This window comes from Mucilaginibacter sp. L196, from assembly GCF_009765905.1.
GTDB lineage: Bacteria > Bacteroidota > Bacteroidia > Sphingobacteriales > Sphingobacteriaceae > Mucilaginibacter.
The window spans coordinates 92,219-112,029 of record NZ_LMUO01000015.1 but is presented as its reverse complement, the minus strand read 5'-3'; the positions used below and the strand labels follow the sequence as shown (position 1 = coordinate 112,029).

Annotated in this window: 17 protein-coding genes; 11 read left to right on the top strand and 6 right to left on the bottom strand. The window is 38.9% G+C overall.

What is annotated here, in order from left to right:
• Positions 1–3 precede the first annotated feature (3 nt).
• Positions 4–1,329 carry a TolC family protein gene (locus GSQ74_RS11485; protein WP_158993351.1) on the top strand — a complete coding sequence of 442 codons (1,326 nt, stop codon included), beginning with the start codon at positions 4–6 and terminating at the stop codon, positions 1,327–1,329.
• Positions 1,330–1,424: 95 nt separating this feature from the next.
• Positions 1,425–2,036: an outer membrane beta-barrel protein gene (locus GSQ74_RS11480; protein WP_158993349.1), complete on the top strand. Its 612-nt coding sequence runs from the start codon at positions 1,425–1,427 to the stop codon at positions 2,034–2,036.
• Between the two features lie 159 nt (positions 2,037–2,195).
• Here the strand turns inward: GSQ74_RS11480 and GSQ74_RS11475 are convergent, their stop codons facing one another.
• The 3 genes from GSQ74_RS11475 to GSQ74_RS11465 all read right to left on the bottom strand — a co-directional run bounded on the left by GSQ74_RS11475 (position 2,196) and on the right by GSQ74_RS11465 (position 5,334).
• Positions 2,196–3,272 (bottom strand): DUF3667 domain-containing protein, encoded by a 1,077-nt coding sequence (locus GSQ74_RS11475; protein ID WP_158993347.1) that lies wholly within the window; start codon positions 3,270–3,272, stop codon positions 2,196–2,198.
• A 30-nt stretch (positions 3,273–3,302) separates the two neighbouring features.
• A complete protein-coding gene (locus tag GSQ74_RS11470) occupies positions 3,303–4,562 on the bottom strand; it encodes a nucleoside permease (RefSeq protein WP_158993345.1) in 1,260 nt (419 codons plus the stop codon).
• Between the two features lie 160 nt (positions 4,563–4,722).
• Positions 4,723–5,334, bottom strand: coding sequence for a bifunctional nuclease family protein (locus GSQ74_RS11465; protein WP_158993343.1), 612 nt, complete (start codon positions 5,332–5,334; stop codon positions 4,723–4,725).
• 262 nt (positions 5,335–5,596) lie between these two features.
• Between GSQ74_RS11465 and GSQ74_RS11460 the strand changes: the two genes are divergently transcribed.
• Positions 5,597–5,947, top strand: coding sequence for a tetratricopeptide repeat protein (locus GSQ74_RS11460; protein ID WP_158993341.1), 351 nt, complete (start codon positions 5,597–5,599; stop codon positions 5,945–5,947).
• A gap of 6 nt (positions 5,948–5,953) precedes the next feature.
• Positions 5,954–7,153, top strand: coding sequence for a chromate efflux transporter (gene chrA / locus GSQ74_RS11455; RefSeq protein WP_254060869.1), 1,200 nt, complete (start codon positions 5,954–5,956; stop codon positions 7,151–7,153).
• 80 nt (positions 7,154–7,233) lie between these two features.
• On the opposite strand, the gene dnaB is transcribed toward chrA, so the two are convergent.
• The gene (dnaB, locus tag GSQ74_RS11450; RefSeq protein WP_158993339.1) at positions 7,234–8,784 is read right to left on the bottom strand and encodes a replicative DNA helicase; all 1,551 of its coding nucleotides are present in this window, start codon (positions 8,782–8,784) and stop codon (positions 7,234–7,236) included.
• Positions 8,785–9,077: 293 nt separating this feature from the next.
• Between dnaB and rlmB the strand changes: the two genes are divergently transcribed.
• A complete protein-coding gene (gene rlmB, locus GSQ74_RS11445) occupies positions 9,078–9,845 on the top strand; it encodes a 23S rRNA (guanosine(2251)-2'-O)-methyltransferase RlmB (RefSeq protein WP_254060868.1) in 768 nt (255 codons plus the stop codon).
• A 327-nt stretch (positions 9,846–10,172) separates the two neighbouring features.
• Here the strand turns inward: rlmB and GSQ74_RS11440 are convergent, their stop codons facing one another.
• Positions 10,173–11,258 (bottom strand): mannose-1-phosphate guanylyltransferase, encoded by a 1,086-nt coding sequence (locus GSQ74_RS11440; protein ID WP_158993337.1) that lies wholly within the window; start codon positions 11,256–11,258, stop codon positions 10,173–10,175.
• A gap of 253 nt (positions 11,259–11,511) precedes the next feature.
• On the opposite strand from GSQ74_RS11440, the gene recQ reads away from it, so the two are divergent.
• The 3 genes from recQ (at position 11,512) to GSQ74_RS11425 (ending at position 16,058) form a co-directional block, all read left to right on the top strand.
• Complete coding sequence (gene recQ, locus GSQ74_RS11435) at positions 11,512–13,704, top strand: DNA helicase RecQ (protein WP_158995163.1); 2,193 nt, start codon at positions 11,512–11,514, stop codon at positions 13,702–13,704.
• 188 nt (positions 13,705–13,892) lie between these two features.
• Positions 13,893–14,321, top strand: coding sequence for an OsmC family protein (locus tag GSQ74_RS11430; RefSeq protein ID WP_158993335.1), 429 nt, complete (start codon positions 13,893–13,895; stop codon positions 14,319–14,321).
• Between the two features lie 387 nt (positions 14,322–14,708).
• Positions 14,709–16,058: an OmpA family protein gene (locus GSQ74_RS11425; RefSeq protein ID WP_158993333.1), complete on the top strand. Its 1,350-nt coding sequence runs from the start codon at positions 14,709–14,711 to the stop codon at positions 16,056–16,058.
• Between the two features lie 272 nt (positions 16,059–16,330).
• Here GSQ74_RS11425 and GSQ74_RS11420 read toward each other — a convergent pair whose 3' ends face one another.
• A complete protein-coding gene (locus GSQ74_RS11420) occupies positions 16,331–17,959 on the bottom strand; it encodes an ABC-F family ATP-binding cassette domain-containing protein (RefSeq protein ID WP_158993331.1) in 1,629 nt (542 codons plus the stop codon).
• Between the two features lie 263 nt (positions 17,960–18,222).
• Between GSQ74_RS11420 and GSQ74_RS11415 the strand changes: the two genes are divergently transcribed.
• The 3 genes from GSQ74_RS11415 to GSQ74_RS11405 form a co-directional block, all read left to right on the top strand.
• Complete coding sequence (locus GSQ74_RS11415; RefSeq protein WP_158993329.1) at positions 18,223–18,525, top strand: Spi family protease inhibitor; 303 nt, start codon at positions 18,223–18,225, stop codon at positions 18,523–18,525.
• 29 nt (positions 18,526–18,554) lie between these two features.
• Positions 18,555–19,427, top strand: coding sequence for a C10 family peptidase (locus GSQ74_RS11410; protein ID WP_158993327.1), 873 nt, complete (start codon positions 18,555–18,557; stop codon positions 19,425–19,427).
• A gap of 10 nt (positions 19,428–19,437) precedes the next feature.
• Positions 19,438–19,811: hypothetical protein (locus GSQ74_RS11405; RefSeq protein WP_158993325.1), on the top strand; the 374-nt coding region annotated here is incomplete at its 3' end.

The following is a 19,811-nucleotide window of genomic DNA, read 5'->3' as shown; positions in this document are numbered from 1 at the left end:
AAAATGTCTTTTCATAAATATACCCTTATTGGTTTTTTATTTGTTGCAGCGTTTAACGCAAATGCTCAGCAAGCAGGTAATGTGTTTACATTACAACAGTGCCTTGATACTGCTATTAAGCATAACTTACAGGTTAAACAAAGTTATATAACAGCTGAAACAAACCGGATTTCCTTTGTTCAGGCAAAAGATAACTTGTTCCCAACAGTTTCGGGTGGTGTGAGTCGCGAGCTTACTACAGGGCGTACAATTAACCCGGTTACCAATACCTATATTAATCAATCGGTAACCTCTGATAACTATAATTTGCAGAGCAGCGTAGTGTTATTTAACGGTTTGGCTTATCAAAATGCTGTTAAACAAGCCTCGTTAGCTTACCAATCGGGCCAAATGAATTACCAGGCAGCAAAAGACTTGGTTACCGTAAATGTAATAACCAATTATTTGCAGGTACTCGATCAGGAAGAAATATTGGAGCAAAGCAAAAGCCAACTGGCGGTAGCGAAAGAAGGTTCGGACCGTTCGGAAATATTGGAGAAGGAGGGCGCAAACAAGGCTGAATCTGATGTTTATGATCTTCGTGGATCATTACAGGCAAGTAAAGTTAACTTGGTAATTGCGCAAAATTCATTGAACTCGGCAATGTTGAGCTTGTTTCAACTGATGAATATTCCTTATAATAAGGATGTGCAATTACAACACTTAAATGCTGAGGAGTTGCAAGGCGCAAAGGATATTACCCCCGATGAGGTTTACCAAACAGCGTTACAGCAACTGGCGGTTGTAAAAGCAGCCACATTGATGCGCCAAAGCGCCGAAAAGGCCGTTAAATATTATAAAGGTCTTTTGTATCCGCAGTTATCTTTGGGCGGAGGGGTTGGTACTAATTACAGTAACTCAAACTCGAATAGTTATTCAGACCAGTTTCAAAATAATTATGGTACTTATATTCAACTGGGGCTTAATATTCCAATTTTTACTAATCACATCAAAAAGAACAACATCGCGCTAGCAAAAATTAATTTGCTGAACTATGAGTATGTTGAAGAAAATACAAAAATAACCCTGAGGCAAAATGTTGAGCAAGCCTATTATAACATGACCGCCGCTTACAATAGATACCAGGCGTTGAAAGACGAATCAAAAGCCTATTCAGAAAGTTTCCGTATATCTAAGATCAGGTTTGAAAACGGCGTGTTAACGTCGGTAGATTATATTACATCTAAAAACAACGTGGATGCTGCCAACTTGAATTTAATTAGCGCCAGGTACGATTATTTTATTTACAGCAAGATATTGGATTACTACCAGGGCAAATTATCCTTTTAATATTGATTAATTTTTATACTTTTAGTCACCATTCTATATGTGGTATTTAGGTTGGTTTTGTAAAATAAGCCAACCTGCCCATTTTTATGCTTGATATGAAGAAAGTATTATTTACTTTATGTATTTGTTTGTTTAGTTGCGGATGGGTATCCGCGCAATATTTGCCAACTTTTGATTTCGGACTTAAAGCCGGAGGTACATTATCATCATTTCCATCAACAACCGATTATAAAACTACCGGTGACCCCGGATATTTGGCTGGAGTTTACGCCAGGTTTGGTGGTTTGGGATTTAATTTTCAGCCCGAAATGTACCTGGAAAAGACAACCGTTACCCTTAACAATAAACAGGACGAAGACGGAGGCATAAATAAATCTTACTTTACCACATTTAATGTTCCGCTTTTATTTGGTGGCAAGGTTGGTAATGAAAATTTAGGAATCAGATTTTATACGGGCCCTGTTTTAATATTCAGGCTACAGAATGATCAGCAATTTGGATTTGGTGGCCGAATAAATTATGAAGACCAGAATTACGCGTGGCAGCTAGGCGGAGGGGTTGATTTGCATAACGTGGCGATAGATGTTAGATACGAAGCGGGTATTAATAAGTTAAGTTATGGCCCCCCTACAAATGAACACACCAGCATGAATATGTTTAGCTTAACCATCTCTTATAGCTTATTTTCTTCTTATTCTTTTGATTAGTAATGGGTAAGGTGCAAATCTTATATTGCATGCATCCCAATAATTCAATTATAAACAGGATTTAGACGTATTTTACTGGGGAGTTGAAGCTAGTAATAATATCGTTTGGGCACGGGTAAGCCAACCATTGAACTTAACGCTTTTTGCTAACTAGTTTTATTATAAAGTTATAGCTGTTACTGCAAATACCACTACCAGGCAGAATATAAATACGAAAAGATACATGAATGTTGCGCCAAGTAATTTAGTAATGGTACGAAACGCACTGCGCTTATAAAATACTCTTAACGATTTATATAAATACCAAATTATACATCCTGTAGCTATAAGGCCTATCCAACTATTTATATGCCAGCCTGTTGGTATAATTATTTCTAACAACATTATAATCGTCAGAAAAAGAAATAAGAAACAATGTAAATGGAAGGTGTAAATTAAATGTTCAACGTAATATTTTTTATTTCGCCAAAAGCTTATCTGGAATATTAATGCACACAGTGGCAGCATTAAAAACATCATTTTGGGTATATTATGCTGAAATTGCTCAAAAAACACCTCTTTCGCCCGTGAACCATAATTTTGTCTGTAACTCAAAGCCTTTTTATTAATAAGTCGCATTATAAAGCCATTCCGTTTATTTGGGGCGAGCTTTTGCTGATCAGCTAAATATTGAGTATAAGTAGTATCATGTGTTGTTCCGGGTATCCGGTACCCTTTTTCTTTATTAGCTATCAACTCACTGTCTTCATCACTGGTATCGCCATTGGCTAAAGCGTCATCAGTCTTCTTTTTAGCAACTACTAAATCGGCTTTTGCATAAGCAGGCATATATGACGCCTTGCTAAGGCTATCCAATTCCTTGCTGCTGTTCTCCAACTGTTTTTTTGCGCTTTTTTTATTGTCGGGTGTGTCCTGCTTAGTTTTATTACCAGTTTGAAATAATAGTACAAAGTATACCAAACTTATAAAAATGTACATTTTAACCGGGTGCAGGTATCGTATGCGGCGCCCCGCCATGTATTCGTTTGAAAGAAACCCTGGTTTAAAAAAGAGTGGTTTTATGGTATGAAAAAATTGATCGTCGAAATGAAAATAATCGCTTATGGCATGGTTCATCATGTGGCCAAAGCTTTCCTTCATCTGCAGGTTTTCCTGCCCGCATTTATGGCAAAATTTCCCTTCTAATATAGTCCCGCAATTAAGGCAATCGTTTTCTTTACGGTAGTGTTTTTTCATTGAATGACAGGCAATAGATTATTATGCAAATTAAACGTTTTGGATGGCATGTCCAACAGCCAAATTGTGTTTATATCTGAATACAAAAGGAAAAATGATAGCGATAACCAAGGCATAGCTGGCAAAACAAAGCCATATGCCATGCCAGTTTTTGGTGTGATCGGGAAGGGTGAAAAACTTATCGATCAGGATGCCGCTGGTAAAACTGCCAAACAAGGCACCAAACCCGTTAACCATCATCATAAATAAACCTTGCGCGCTGCCCCGTATCTCGGGTGTGGTTTGTGTTTCAACAAATAACGAACCCGAGATATTGAAAAAGTCAAAGGCCATACCATACACTATACATGATAGTATGATCATCCATAATCCACCGGCCGGGTTGCCATAGGCAAATAAGCCAAAGCGCAATACCCAGGCTAACATGCTGAACAGCATTACATACTTAATCCCAAATTTACGCAGAAAGAAAGGAATAGCCAGGATGAATAGTGTTTCGGATACCTGGGATATAGACATGATAATAGCAGGATATTTTACCGCGATCAGATCTTTATATGCGGGTACACTATTAAAATCGTGAATGTAAGTATCGCCATAAGCATTAGTAAGCTGTAAAGCCGCGCCTAAAAGAAGCGAGAAAGCAAAAAAGATAGCGAATTTGGGTGTCTTGAAAAGCGAAAACGCATTTAGGCCTAATGAATTAACAAACGATTTGTTAGTTATTTTGGATAGAAGCGGTGGGCATTTAGGTAGTGTGAATGAGTATATGCCCAATGCCAAAGCAACTGTTGACGCGATGTAGAATTGATTAACAGTAGTTTCGCTATGGGAAAGGCTTACTACCCACAACGCAGCAATAAAGCCTATGGTGCCCCAAATGCGTATTGGCGGGTAATCTTTTACCACATCTTTATTCTCGCTTTTTAATGCTGAATAGGCGACTGTAATAGATAGTGACAGTGTTGGCATATAGAATATCATGTTCAGCAATATCACCCAAAAAAATGTGGTAGGGTTGGTTACCAATGGTATTGCAAACAAGGTTGCCGCACCTAGAATATGTAATGTGCCATATAGCTTTTCTGCATTGATAAACCTGTCGGCTATGATACCTGTGAGGGCAGGCATAAATATGGCCGAAATACCCATGGTTGAAAAAATAGCGCCGAATTGCGCGCCAGACCATCCTTTATTTTGAAACCAGTAAGCGCCTATTGTGAGTAGCCAGGCACCCCATATAAAATATTGCATAAAATTCATCAGTATTAAGCGAAACTTAATATTCATACAGTACCTGGTTTTAATAAATAGTATTCAGTTAATTTAATGCTGAAAGTAGTGAAATTAATGCGAAATCAAAAAGACCTTTAGCATATAGCCGGAATTAGCTATTGATAGAAGCAAATTAAATAAAAAGCGGAATTAATAAGAAAATAAACGGTGATGTTTAGGATGCTTTGCGCTTGTTAAGTTCATCCCTTATTTTGGCTGCTTTTTCGTAGGCTTCTTCGGCCAGGGCTTCCTGTAGTTTGGTTTTTAACTCGTCGGTGCTTAATGAGGTAAATCCGGCAGGGGAAGCGCCAGATGAGGCGGTTACCGTTTTTTCTTCAGTGGTTTCATTAATATTTTCAAGGTAAACAAAATCGTTACCTTCAATTACGATACCCGCGGTTGAAAGGATGAATTCATAAGTATAAATCGGGCAATCGAACCTTACGGCAACTGCAATAGCATCAGATGTACGGGCATCAATTTCAATGGATTTTTTACCGTCGGAGCAGATTAGTTTTGAGTAAAATATACCATCAACCAGGTTGTAAATAATAATTTCCTGAACGACAATGTGGTAAGCATCAGCAAAGCTCTTGAACAAATCGTGGGTTAGGGGGCGGCTAGGGGTCATTTTTTCAATTTCGATAGCGATGGCCTGGGCCTCGAAACTGCCAATGATGATGGGTAACCTGCGCCTGCCGCTAACTTCGCCCAAAACTAAAGCATACGCACCAGACTGGGTTTGACTATATGATAAACCTACAATATCCAGTTTTATTTTTTTCATGTTATTACCCATCACAACAGATCCAGATTTTTATGGAGTTTATACTCAAATACTTTAGTATTGCCTAAAACTACATCAACTACGGATTAAAACCGCACTTTGGCTTATTTGTTTATAACAATATGAGCTTTAAAAACTTATATTGTAGCAGCAAAATTACTTCCGCAATATACAAATTTGGCCTGATAGCATTATTCAATTGCTTGTTGTTATTACTAAATTTACTTTTGTGCAAATTTAATTAAAATAGAGAGAGTTTAAAATGCAGGTAAGCAGATTAGAAAAGCTATTGGAGTTTATAAAAAACGAACCGGAAGATGAGTTTTTAAAATATGCACTGGCAACAGAATACCTTAGGCTAAATGATAGCACGAAGGCACTGGAGTATTACGAGGATTTGGTGAATAACCATCCGACCTATGTGGGTACCTATTATCATTTAGGGAAATTGTACGAGGCGCTAAACCGCAAACCAGATGCGATAGCTACTTATGAAAAAGGTATGAAGATAGCCCGTGAGAAACGGGATAATCATGCTTTTTCGGAATTGCAGGCGGTTTATAACGAACTGACCGGCTTGTATGATGATGATGATGATGAATTAATCTACTGACAAGCTTTGAAAAAACGCCAGCTACTTTTTATCCGCGATGCTACTGTTTATACTTTTACCTCTTTTGGCGGCCCGCAGGCACACGTAGCTATTTTGCTGCGCGAGTTTGTAGAGAAGCGTAATTACATCAGCGAGGAGGAGTTAATGGAGCTTGTGGCGCTATCGCAATTGCTACCGGGGCCATCATCAACCCAAACCCTGGTGGGTGTCGCCTGGAAGGTAGGAGGGCTGCGTTTGGCTTTGCTTACTTTTTTAATCTGGATATTACCATCGGCAGTTATTATGTGTATGGCTGCCATCAGTTATAAGATGTTTGCAGGGCAGGCTAAGTTTACCAATATCCTGCATTACGTTCAGCCAATTGCGGTGGGGATTGTGGCATATGCTACCTACACTTTTGCCAATAAGTTTTTAACATCGAAGGTGAGCACGATGCTGGCTATAGGATCATTGATTGTTACGTTGTTACTGCAAAATCCGTATGCTTTCCCATTGTTAATATTGATGGGCGGTATTATTTCATCTGCCAAAGAAACACATCATCAGGAAAATGAACTTCGGGTAAAGTTGTTTGCCAATGTTAACCCTAACAAAGTGGCTTATTTTATTGGTATATTGTTGTTTTTCGCTGTGCTTGGGGCAATTATAAATCAAACCTCGCCATTTAGCTTGCCGATACGTTTGTTTGAGAATTTTTATCGAAACGGGATATTAATCTTTGGTGGGGGGCAAGTGCTAGTGCCGTTGATGTATACAGAGTTTGTAGAATTGAAGCACTACCTGGGAAGTTCCGAGTTTTTATCAGGTTATGCTTTACAGCAGATGTTGCCGGGGCCAACGTTTTCCTTTACTTCGTTTTTAGGTGGGGTTACCATGGGCAATAAGGGCTATGGCATCGGCGGACAAATCATTGGCAGCATTGTAGCCGTAATCGGTATTAATACACCCGGTTTGATATTGATACTTTTTATTGTTCCGTTTTGGGAAGATCTGAAAAAGATAACCCGCATAAAAAACTCATTAAGTGGTATTAATGCTGTAGCAGTAGGGTTTATGGCGACAGCGTTTATCCTGCTGGCTAAACCTTTTGGTACCGATTGGTTGGCCTATGTTTTAATGATAGGTACGGCATTGCTGCTATACTTCACCAAAATAAAAACACCTGTTGTAATTATTATTGGGATAGTATTGGGGTTGGTGTTTTAACATAAACAAAGCGTCATTGCCACGCTTCGCTTACAGCAATGACGATAGTTTATAATTTTTAGACAGCTTCTAATCTTACATTAAAACGGCGATTGCTCATCATCCATATCATCCATTCTTGATGGGCGTATGATGAAGTTGCTTGGTTTTTCAAAATCCTGTGAAGGATTTAATCCAGCGAATGCATTTGGTGGTGCAAAGCCATCACCTCCCTGGTCAAGGTCGGTGAACTTAACAAACTTACCAACAAATTTCAGTCGCACAACACCGGTTTCACCGTTACGGTGCTTGGCTATAATAACTTCACCCACACCATTTGTTGGGTTACCGTCCTCGTCTTCAGTTAAACCATAGTATTCAGGGCGGTATAAGAATAGCACCATATCCGCATCCTGTTCAATAGAACCAGACTCACGCAAATCCGATAGCATTGGCCTTTTAGCGCCACCTGGCCTGGTTTCAACTGCACGACTTAATTGCGATAGCGCGATCACTGGTACGTTTAACTCCTTAGCAACCGATTTCAGTGCACGGGATATACTACCGATCTCCTGTTCACGGTTACCTCCGCCTTTACCATCGGCTTTACCCTGCATCAACTGCAAGTAGTCAATGATGATTAGCTGGATATCGTGTTGTGATTTTAAACGGCGGCATTTGGCCCTGAATTCAAATATATTTAGTGCGGGGGTATCATCAATAATCAGCGGTGCTTGCTCAAGCCTGCCAATCTTGGAGTGGATCTGTGCCCATTCCCATTCTTCTAAAGTTCCTTTACGGATCTTTTCCTGTTCAATTTCGGTTTCACCGGATATTAGACGATTAACCAATTGAACAGACGACATTTCGAGTGAAAATACTACAACCGGTTTGTTAAACTCAACAGCGGCATTACGGGCGCATGTTAGTACGAAGGCTGTTTTACCCATTGCAGGGCGGGCAGCGATGATCACTAAATCTGATTTTTGCCAGCCCGAGGTCATGCGGTCAAGATCCGTAAATCCTGATGCCACACCTGTTAAGCCGTCTTTTTTATCTTTTAATGCTTCAATTTCTTTTAACGACTCGTGTATCAAATCATCCATCTTGCGCGAATCACGACGAAGGTTATTCTGAGCGATCTCGAAGAGGTTTTTTTCCGCTTTATCCAGTAAATCCAATACATCCGAGGTATCCTCGTAAGCACTGTTGATTACTTCGGTCGATATACGGATCAGCTCGCGCTGGATGAACTTTTGGATAATGATACGTGAGTGGAACTCGATGTTTGCTGCCGAAGCCACACGATTAGTTAGCTCGGTAATGTAATAAGCGCCGCCTATCATTTCCAGCTCGCCTAACTGGCGTAACTGGGCTGTTACGGTAAGTATATCTACAGGTGATGATTTCTCAAATAACAGGTGGATGGCTTTAAATATTTTCTGGTGCCTTGCATCATAAAAAACCTCACCTTTTAATATATCGATAACAGACGAAAGGGCATCTTTTTCCAACATTAAAGCGCCCAATACGGCTTCTTCAAGGTCGGTTGCCTGCGGCGGTAATTTACCCAAACCAGCATAAGGTGTTGGGCTGGTTACCCGGGTACGGCGTTCGAATTGTTTATTTTGGTTATCGTTATCAGTTATCATGGGAGAACAAAAATATGCTAAAAAAACGCGGATGTACCAATAGTTTAAATCTTTTTATTTTGATGGGCTAAATGCCCCCGTTACCAAAAAAATCAAAACATTTAATTAACAGTCGAATGTTAATAATTATTTATTAAGCCTATTAAGTAACTAATATACAGTAAATTATGCATAGTGTTAATAAAATAGTTTTGCTTATTTATCTAAAAATAGATAAATGTAAACAGCATCATCCTGCGCAGTGCAAAGTTAATTAATATGGCTATTTTTGCAGACTTATTTAAAAATATATAATGGCTTATAATAGCAGGGAAGTTCGCGAAAGCAATCAAATGGTTTTTGGTATAAGGGCGGTGGTTGAGGCCATACGTGCCGGTAAAGAGATTGAATCTTTGTATATCCAGAGAGGCATTGGCGGCGAGCTACTTAACGAATTGAGGGCATTAACAGTTGAGTACAACATAACAGCACAACTGGTGCCGGTTGAAAAACTGAACCGCCTGACGATGAAAAATCATCAAGGCGTTGTTGCTTATATTTCGCCAATCATCTATCAAAAAGTGGAGGATATTATCCCCCAGATTTTTGAAAAAGGTGAGGTGCCTTTGATTTTGGTGCTAGATGCCATTACCGATGTACGGAACATGGGTGCCATTGCCCGTACCGCAGAATGCGCGGGTGTGCATGCTATTGTTATCCCTGCTAAAGGTTCGGCGCAAATAAATCCTGATGCGATTAAAACATCGGCAGGGGCTTTATACAAGATACCGGTATGTCGCCACGATAATTTTATGCAAACGGTGAAGTTTTTACAGGAATCAGGTTTGCAACTGGTTTGTTGTACCGAAAAAACTAAAGAGAATATTTATGCGCCTGACTATACCGCGCCAACGGCTATTATAATGGGTTCGGAAGAAGATGGTATCCGTAATGATATTATCAGGATTGCCGATCATTTGGCTAAGATCCCAATGTTTGGGGAGATTGAATCGTTAAATGTTTCTGTATCGACAGCGGTGATTGTTTATGAGGCGATAAGACAACGCTCCACGGTTAATTAGTGATTGGTTGATTGGAGATTAGGTTCTCTTTAGAAAGGGAAAAAAGATTTCCTCAAATCCCTCTTTACCGCTTGCGGAAGAGAGGGTAAGGTCAAGCGGCTTAGCGATGACCGGGTGAGTCAACACGCTAATGTAAAACCGCATAGTCTACTCACCCGACTACGCTGCGCTGGTCGACCTTTCGCTGCGCGATAAAGAGGTGAAAAAAGCCCTTATGTGCTGACTTTAACAAAAATGTCATTCTGATCGGAGCGAAGAATCTGTACGGTGTAAACTCGCGGATAGATTCTTCGCTGCGCTCAGAATGACAAGGGAAATATCTAAGCCTTAAATATACTTCGTTCCGAATTTCTGCTTCACATCAGCAACAACCTGCTTAATGTTTTGCTCCTGGTCGCGGGGGCAGATAAGTAGCGAGTTGTTTGATTCAACTACAATAAAATCATGCAATCCTTGTAATATCACCAGCTTTTCGCCGGGTACGTTTACCATACAGTTTGATGAATCGTACATGATCACTTTTTCTGACGGGATAACGGCGTTACCTACATAATCCTTGTCGGCAAGGTCGTATATGGATGCCCAGGTACCCAGGTCGCTCCATCCAAATTCTGATGGTAGTACATACACGTTATCAGCCTTTTCCATAATGCCATAATCAATTGATATGTTGGTGCATTGCTGGTAAGCGTTGTGGATGTGTTTCTTTTCGTCTGCAGTGTTATAAACCGCTCTTGCATCTGCGAAAATCTCGTTCATGTCGGGCAGGTACTGGCCAAAAGCCTTAACAATAGCTTTTCCCGACCAGATAAATATACCCGCGTTCCATAAAAAATCGCCGCTTTGTAAAAAGGTTTTGGCAATTTCCAATGTAGGTTTCTCAGTAAATGTTTTTACTTTGAAGAAGTCGTTTTTAAGTGCATTATCCGTATATTGGATATAACCGTAACCCGTATCAGGGCGAGATGGCTTAATGCCCAACGTTATCAGGCAATCATGAGCCGAGGCTGTTTGTAATGACTTCTCAATAGCGCTGATAAAAGCATTCTCATCCAATATTAAATGATCTGAGGGTGCTACAACAATAGCGGCATCGGGGTTTAAGCTTTCAATTTTAAAGCAACCATAAGCCACGCACGGCGCGGTGTTGCGCATTACAGGCTCGGTCAAAATCTGGTCATCGCCCATATCGGGCAGTTGTTTTTTTACAAGGCTGGTATAATTTTCGTTGGTAACAACATAAATATTTTCTTTAGGGCAAACCTTTAAAAAACGCTCGTAAGTGTTTTGTATCAATGTTTTGCCGGTACCCAGTATATCAATAAACTGTTTTGGATGCGATGTTCTGCTGATGGGCCAAAAACGACTCCCGATACCTCCTGCCATGATGATGGCATAATAATTTTTATTCATTTGTAGGGAAAAATTTTAATTGCATACAAGGCCGCAAAAATGTACAATATTCTGTAAAAATAATATTAATTGAAATTAAATAAATTAAAAGCCTTGATAGCCGTATTTTAAAATGGTTAAGGGTGCCAAATTGTTTTTAAAGATTAATCATTTCAATATAAAATTTTAGTTGAATCTCATCGTTTATTGATAAAATATTATTATTTTTAATCCTATTCAAGGAAAACACACAATAGAAGTACGTAAATAAATGATAGAGACTAAGAAGTCGCTTTTTGATAATCTCCAAAACTTTTTTGGATTTGATAATTTTAAGGGGGAGCAGGAAGCGATTATAACTAACATACTTGCGGGTAATGATACATTTGTGATAATGCCTACCGGTGGTGGCAAATCCATGTGTTATCAACTGCCTGCTTTGATGAGCGAAGGAACAGCGATTGTGATCTCGCCACTTATTGCATTGATGAAAAACCAGGTCGACCAGCTTCGTGCCTTTGGCGGATCGGACAGCATTGCACATTTTTTAAATTCATCATTAACCAAGGCAGATATAGCAAGGGTTAAGGATGACGTTTTAAGCGGCGTAACGAAATTGTTATATGTAGCGCCTGAATCATTAACAAAACAAGAAAATATTGATTTTTTACGCTTAAATCAGGTGTCATTTGTGGCGGTTGATGAGGCGCACTGTATATCAGAGTGGGGACACGATTTTCGCCCTGAATACCGGAAGATAAGACAAGTTATCAGCAATATTGGCGATAATATCCCAATCATCGCTTTAACCGCTACCGCTACTCCTAAAGTTCAGCAGGATATTCAAAAAAACCTGCAAATGAACAATGCCACTATCTTTAAATCTTCATTTAACCGTTCAAACCTTTTTTACGAAGTGCGTGCAAAACGCAATGTGATAAAAGAGATATGCAAGTTTGTTAAGCAAAATCAGGGTAAATCGGGCATTATATACTGCTTGAGCCGTAAAAAGGTGGAAGAGGTTGCTGAAGTACTTAATTTAAACGGTATTAAAGCACTGCCATACCATGCAGGCCTTGATCCAAAGGTAAGAGCAGATACGCAGGATAAATTTTTGATGGAGGATGTGGATGTTATTGTAGCAACCATAGCCTTCGGGATGGGGATTGATAAACCTGATGTTCGTTACGTGATACATCATGATGTGCCTAAAAGCATGGAAGGTTATTATCAGGAAACCGGCCGCGCTGGCAGAGATGGTGGCGAAGGTGTTTGCGTAGCTTTCTATTCACAGAAAGATATTGACAAGCTTCAAAAATTCATGAAGGATAAGCCTGTTGCCGAACGCGAGATAGGTACACAGATATTGAAGGAAGTTATTGACTATGCTGAAGCATCAGTATGCCGCCGCAAACAGTTGTTGCATTATTTTGGCGAGAACTTTAACGAGGCAGGCTGCAATAGCATGTGCGATAACTGCTGCGCGCCAAAAACTTATTTTGACGGCGAAGAACATTTGCACCGCGCATTAAGCCTGATTAAGCAAATAGGCGAGAAGTTTGATGACCACCACATCATCAGTATTTTGATGGGGCAGGACAATGCGCAGATCCATAATTACGAGCATCATTTATTGGATGCCTTTGGTGCAGGTAAGGAACAAGGCGAAAATCTTTGGAACTCCCTTTTGCGCCAGGCATTGTTGAATAATTTTTTGTCTAAGGATATTGATCAATACGGTTTGCTGCGTTTAACACGCACAGGCAACTCGTTTTTAGATAATCCATACACCATCCGCTTTACATTAAACAGCCCTATTGAGGCTGTTGATGATGATGATTCAGAAGATGGCCCTAAAGGAGGCGGAGGTGCCCTGGATGCCCAGTTGCTGCAAATGCTTAAGGATCTGCGTAAGAAGATCGCTAAACAAAAAGGTTTGCCACCATTTGTGGTATTTCAGGATCCATCTTTAGAAGAAATGTGTACGCATTACCCGATCAATATCGAGGAGATGAAACATATTTCGGGAGTTGGAGCTGGTAAGGCAATGAAATTTGGTGCACCGTTTGTTGATTTGATCAAGAAATATGTGGAGGATAATGACATTGACCGCCCGGTAGATATGGTTATTAAAAGTGCTGCTAATAAATCGGCACTTAAAGTATACATCATCCAAAATATCGACAGGCATTTGAACTTGGAAGACATCGCGGCTTCTAAAGGGTTAAGCTATGAGGAGATATTGAAAGAGGTGGAAACCATTGTAAATTCGGGGACTAAGCTTAACCTGAACTATTATATTGATGAGGTTATTGATGAGGATAAGCAGGAGGAGGTATTTGATTATTTCCGCTCGGCAGAAATTGATTCAATAGATGATGCCTTGGTTGAACTGGGAAGCGATGATTATACACGCGAAGAAGTACAGCTGATGCGCATAAAATTCATGTCGGAATTAGGAAACTAATATTGAGTGAACTGGTGAGTAACGATTGAATAAATCATTATTTATTATAGAATTTAACAAAAGCCTTTAGTAATAGGGGCTTTTGTTGTTTGAGACATTGTTTTCTCAGCATAATATCATAAATCAATTGATAAAATTGTTAAACCTGTAGTAATGCCTACATTAGTATATTATTATAAAATATTGTTATGCCTAAAATAGAGCTTTCGCGTGTTAGTGGTGATTATGGCTTTGAAGCCAAAGATGAAAACGGACATATTGTAAAAATGGACAGCAATCCACAAAGTGGCGGTCTGGATTTTGGCGTACGCCCAATGCAAATGCTATTGATGGGTTTGGCGGGATGCTCTGCAATTGATGTGATCGGCATATTAAAAAAGCAACGCCAGGATGTTAAGGATTACAAAATGATTGTAAACGGCGATCGTGAGGCTGGAAAAGAGCCATCATTATGGCAGGATATTAATATTGAGTTTCATATTTATGGCGATATCGACCCTGATAAAGCCCAAAAAGCAGTTGATCTTTCTGTTACTAAATATTGCTCTGTGGCTGCTACATTGGAGAAGGCAGGAGCGGAGATCAAATATTCCGTATTAGTGCATCCGGCAGTATAATACTTTTCTTGCTGGGGTTATCGTTTATTTTCTATACAATTAGTTTAGTTATTATATTATTAATTAATAATATAATACTGGAGGTAATGTTAGCGGAATCGTAATTTAAGTATGAAATTCTGATGAAATTAGCAATTTGAATACAAAAGTGTACACTTTTGGGATCAATATATTGCTTTGTAATACTCGCAATTTTAACATTATTTAACAGTTATTAATCGAGCTTTTTAACTAAAAAAGCTGTATCAATCAAACGATTAGCTTATGTTTTAATAGTTGGTTGGGTGTGGTATTTATATAAAAATATTCACTGGCATTACAATTGCCTTTAAGCAAGAGTTGATTCCTGCAAATAAAAAGGAAGAAACTCACTTAAAAACAATTGATATGAAATCAAAATTTAAAAAAGCCTCATTACTCTTGACAGGAATTATGGTAGGAGGTAAACTTTTCGCACAAACTCCTGATACCACAATGACTGATAAAAATTATGTGCAACCATTTTCACATGGCGGCCTTCGTACATGGTCAATTGGTGTTGAAGGTGGCGTGTTAACGCCATACACCATTTTTGCTCCAAGTCAGCAAGATTACAGATCACCGCACCAGGAATTTGGTTACAGTGGTTACATTAAAGACCAAATATTGCCTGATTTTGGTATCCAGGCTGATTACCTTGGAGGCAAGGTTAGTGGCGCTGTAACACAAGCAGATCAGCAAAATGGTACTTATAGTGCTTTTAGTACTAAGCTACGTTATGCAGTTGATTTGATGGCGACTTTCAATATTGCTAATATTGATTGGGCCAATAAGAAAAGCTTTATACAACCTTATGTAAGTGTTGGTGGTGGCGAAATGGGCTACACTGCTACTGTTACTAATAGCGACGGTACATTTACTGGTAATAAAGAGCATGATTTTTATCTGCCTGTAGGTGCAGGTTTTAAAATTAATGTTGCCACAGGTGTAAATATTGATTTAGGTTACCAGGTTAACTTTGTTAATGCTGATGATTTTGATGGAACTGTTGTAGGTAATAATAACGACAGATTTTCATATGGCCACGTAGGTTTGGAATTTGCTTTAGGTAACAAGCATAAACCACAAATGGCTACCTATAACCCCGTTAATTCAATGCGCGATGAATACTTAATGAGTGACCAAAGGTTACAAATTCAATTAGATCGTGAAAGAGCAGCTAATGAAAGATTAAGAGGTGATTTGAATACTACAAATGCTAATCTTGCTAAATTAACTGTTGACTCTGACGGCGATGGTGTACCTGATGTATTCGACAAATGCCCTAACACACCAGCAGGTGTAGCAGTTGATGGCTCAGGATGCCCACTACCGGTTAAAAAACCAGATGTTAAGGTTTACGTAACCCAACAAGACAAGGAAGTGGTTAACGAAGCTGTTAAAAACCTTGAATTTGATTTTGGCAAATCAACTATCCGCGATCACTCTGACGAAAGCTTAAACAAATTAGCACAACTTTTAGTTAACAAAGGCTTTAACTTGAAATTAGCTGGTTATACCGATAACGTAGGTTCAGTTGCTGCTAACTTGAAATTATCAAAAGACCGTGCAGAAGCTGTTAAAACTTACCTTGCACAACAAGGTGTTGATCCTTCAAAAATAACAGCTGAAGGTTATGGTAAAGCAAATCCTATTGCTACAAATAAAACTGATAAAGGCCGTCAAATCAACCGTCGTGTTGAGTTTAGCATATACTAAACCCAAGCCTGTATCCCAACAAAAAAGGCGCTCAATTGAGCGCCTTTTTTGTTGGGATATTTTTTACAGGAATAAACACAAAACAAAACGTCATTGCTGCGAGGTACGAAGCAATCTCTACATAGGATGTTCGATCTTGCAAATCTCTCTGTATAGCATAGAGATTGCTTCGTACCTCGTAATGACGATAGTTTATAAATAATTAAAAACCCCGGCTTGCAGGCCAGGGTTTTTAGTAAACTCATTCATAAATTATAATTCATAATAAAAGCTTATGCTAAAGCATACAGCTCATCTTTTTGCTTTTGTACAACATCGCTGTTGATGTATTCATCATAATCCATTAGTTTATCAATATAACCAGCCGGAGTTAGTTCAATAATGCGGTTTGCCACGGTTTCTATTAATTCATGATCTCGTGAGGTGAACATAATTGTTCCTCTAAAATCCTTCATGCCGTTATTAAGCGCGGTAATTGATTCCAAATCGAGGTGATTGGTTGGCTCGTCAAAAATCAATAGGTTGGCTTGTTGCAGCATCATGCGGCTAAACATACAGCGCATTTTTTCACCACCCGAAAGTACATTGCTTTTCTTCAAAACTTCTTCGCCTGAAAATAACATACGGCCTAAAAATCCACGGATAAACTGATCATCTTTTTCGCCCGGTGAGTACTCACGCAACCAATCTATCAAGTTGTCATTTTTTCCCGCGAAATATTCAGTATTATCCATAGGGATATCAGCCATGTTGATGGTTACACCCCATTTAAAAGTGCCTTTGTAATCCGTATCACGGCCTGTTAAAATATCGTATAAAGCGGTGGTTGCTAAACTGTTTTGAGACAGCATGGCAATTTTGTCACCTTTATTTACCGTGAAATTAATATTAGCGAATAAAACTTCGCCATTTAATGTTTTGCTTAAATTTTCAACCTGTAAAATCTGATCACCTGCTTCACGCCCAAGATTATTGAAGATGATTCCCGGATATTTACGGTTTGATGGTTGAATCTCTTCAATATTGATCTTATCCAAAGCCTTTTTACGACTTGTAGCTTGCTTAGATTTAGATGCATTCGCGCTGAACCTCCTGATGAATTCCTGAAGTTCTTTTACACGGTCTTCTGTCTTTTTATTTTGATCAGAACGTTGTTTCAATGCCAATTGACTTGATTCGTACCAGAAAGAGTAATTACCAGTGTAGATGGTCATCTTGGCAAAATCAATATCTACCACGTGGGTACAAACAGTATCTAAGAAGTGCCTATCATGCGATACTACCAGTACAATCGCTTCGTAGGTAGATAGAAAATCTTCCAGCCAGCTAACGGTGTGGATGTCCAAATCGTTGGTAGGCTCATCCAGTAGCAATATGTCGGGTTTACCAAAAAGGGCCTGGGCTAATAATACACGTACTTTTTGCGTATTATCCAACTCCTTAACCAGTTTGTAATGGAAATCTTCTTTAATGCCTAAGTTGCTTAACATGGTTGCGGCGTTATTTTCCGCATTCCAGCCATCCATTTCGGCAAAAAGGTTTTCCAGTTCGCCTGCACGTTCGCCATCAGCATCAGTAAAATCTTCTTTTAGGTAGATAGCATCTTTTTCCTTCATTATGGCATACATCTCTTTGTAGCCCATCATCACGGTTTCAATTACCGGAAACTCGTCAAAAGCATAGTGATTTTGACTTAACACCGCCATGCGCTCACCAGGGGTAAAGCTTACCGATCCGCTTGTAGGATCAATATCGCCTGAAAGAATTTTTAAGAACGTTGATTTTCCTGCACCATTAGCACCGATAATACCATAGCAGTTCCCCTGGGTAAATTTCAGGTTAACTTCTTCAAATAATGTTCGTTTGCCGTAGCGTAAAGAGAGATTGGATACCGTTATCATGCTGCACCTTATATTTTGTGCAAAAATACGGTAAAATAGTTACAATTAACAGCCCAATACTGCCATCTCTAATATAGTTTATTAAATAGAATATTTGTTTGCTTAATAAATATTCTATATTTGTTTAAGCCTAACCCTTAACAACTAATGAATTCTAACCCAATTAAAAAAAAACGATTTTATTAATCATTCTATTTTCTGTAACACTAATTACATTTTCTTGTAAAAAAGAGTCAAATGTTAAACTCATAGTTAATAATCAGATGCAACAAGATAGTAACCTGGTGACATTTACAACTGCAGGCACTGCAGCCAGGCAAATTAATCATAGCCATTTGGTAAGTGATATTATCGCCAAAAAATCTGTTAATAGTATATCAGACCTTTCTCAAAAACAAGTATTAGATAGCCTTGCCGTACCTGATAATATAAACCCCTCTTATTATATTTTCAACTATGTTGGAGGTGGTTATTTGGTGATGCCCGCAGACAAACGGGTGGAACCTGTTTTAGCTTATTCAAATGATGGTTATTTCCGCATACAGGCAAATTACCTGTTGGGTTAGCTAACTGGCTTGTTGTAAATCATAAAAATATGCAGTTAGTACGTAATAATACCAAGCTAAAGGTACCACCAGCTGTGGCGGAATATTGGAGCGAACTAAAAGTTAAAACATCAAGCACAACTAATAGTAAAAGCGTGGATAATGTACCTGCTGTTACCTGCCAGCCAACTAATTCTGATTATATTGTAGGCCCTTTATTGCAAACCGCCTGGGCACAAGGAGAGCCATACAATTACCTTTGCCCGATTGGACAGTATTCTGCAGGGCATACCCCCACAGGATGTGTAGCTACCGCTATGGCACAGGTAATGTATTACTGGAAATATCCATCTAACTATAATTGGAATATCATGCCTATAGTTTCTAATTTTGAACCTATAAATTATCCTGGTAATCAAGATGTAGCACAATTAATGCTTGATATAGGGTATTCGGTAGATATGCAATATAATGATAATGGATCAAATCCTGTAGATGGATTTCTAGATCCGCCAATTTCATGTACAACAGCATTAAAAAATACTTTTCATTATAGTTCATCTTCAGAAGGTAGTTATGATGAAAATAAAGTTCAAGTTAACTTAAATGCCGGTCAACCCGTACTGCTGTCCGCGTCAACAGATAATCACCCCTTCTTATATTGGAACTGGGGTGATGATGGGCATGAATGGGTTTGTGACGGATATAATGAATCATCATTTACTTATTGTATGTATGGCCCTACAGGCCCTGAATACGGTGAGTCATTCGTTACATTACACATGAATTGGGGATGGAATGAAGCCGGCGAACCTTCCGATGTAGACGGCTGGTATAATATAAACGATTGGACAGTTCAAAACGGTGATATAACAGAAGTTTTTCAATATAATGCAGCTATGACTTATAATATTCACCCATAATTTAGTATTTATGAAAAAAATAACTATCATGCTTGCTCTGCTATCATGTATAATTAGCAAAACAACTTTACCGTTGCCAATAAATATGGAAATTATAGGCAAAGACGGTAAAAGTATGGTCACTTCAAAAAGTGATAGTATAACGATCTCGTATACTGAAAATGGCGTTGCAAAATCATTCCATCCTAATATACTAACCTTGCAGAACGCAACAGATGGTTCAACCGCATCAAATTATAATGGCCTTGTGATAAATGATAATGCCGTAATGAGTGATTTGAGTAGTCAAACCATTAATCCTGTCCATAATTTTAATATAAACTTAAACGGAGTAGATTTAAGTGTAATATATGTAGATTATTGGAAATACGAGGCCGCTTTTCC

Coding starts and splice junctions, on each gene's coding strand:
- GSQ74_RS11485 (WP_158993351.1), top strand. CDS start 4: ATGTCTTTTCATAAATATACCCTTATTGGTTTTTTATTTGTTGCAGCG.
- GSQ74_RS11480 (WP_158993349.1), top strand. CDS start 1,425: ATGAAGAAAGTATTATTTACTTTATGTATTTGTTTGTTTAGTTGCGGA.
- GSQ74_RS11475 (WP_158993347.1), bottom strand. CDS start 3,272: ATGAAAAAACACTACCGTAAAGAAAACGATTGCCTTAATTGCGGGACT.
- GSQ74_RS11470 (WP_158993345.1), bottom strand. CDS start 4,562: ATGAATATTAAGTTTCGCTTAATACTGATGAATTTTATGCAATATTTT.
- GSQ74_RS11465 (WP_158993343.1), bottom strand. CDS start 5,334: ATGAAAAAAATAAAACTGGATATTGTAGGTTTATCATATAGTCAAACC.
- GSQ74_RS11460 (WP_158993341.1), top strand. CDS start 5,597: ATGCAGGTAAGCAGATTAGAAAAGCTATTGGAGTTTATAAAAAACGAA.
- dnaB (WP_158993339.1), bottom strand. CDS start 8,784: ATGATAACTGATAACGATAACCAAAATAAACAATTCGAACGCCGTACC.
- rlmB (WP_254060868.1), top strand. CDS start 9,078: ATGGCTTATAATAGCAGGGAAGTTCGCGAAAGCAATCAAATGGTTTTT.
- GSQ74_RS11440 (WP_158993337.1), bottom strand. CDS start 11,258: ATGAATAAAAATTATTATGCCATCATCATGGCAGGAGGTATCGGGAGT.
- GSQ74_RS11430 (WP_158993335.1), top strand. CDS start 13,893: ATGCCTAAAATAGAGCTTTCGCGTGTTAGTGGTGATTATGGCTTTGAA.
- GSQ74_RS11425 (WP_158993333.1), top strand. CDS start 14,709: ATGAAATCAAAATTTAAAAAAGCCTCATTACTCTTGACAGGAATTATG.
- GSQ74_RS11420 (WP_158993331.1), bottom strand. CDS start 17,959: ATGATAACGGTATCCAATCTCTCTTTACGCTACGGCAAACGAACATTA.
- GSQ74_RS11415 (WP_158993329.1), top strand. CDS start 18,223: ATGCAACAAGATAGTAACCTGGTGACATTTACAACTGCAGGCACTGCA.
- GSQ74_RS11410 (WP_158993327.1), top strand. CDS start 18,555: ATGCAGTTAGTACGTAATAATACCAAGCTAAAGGTACCACCAGCTGTG.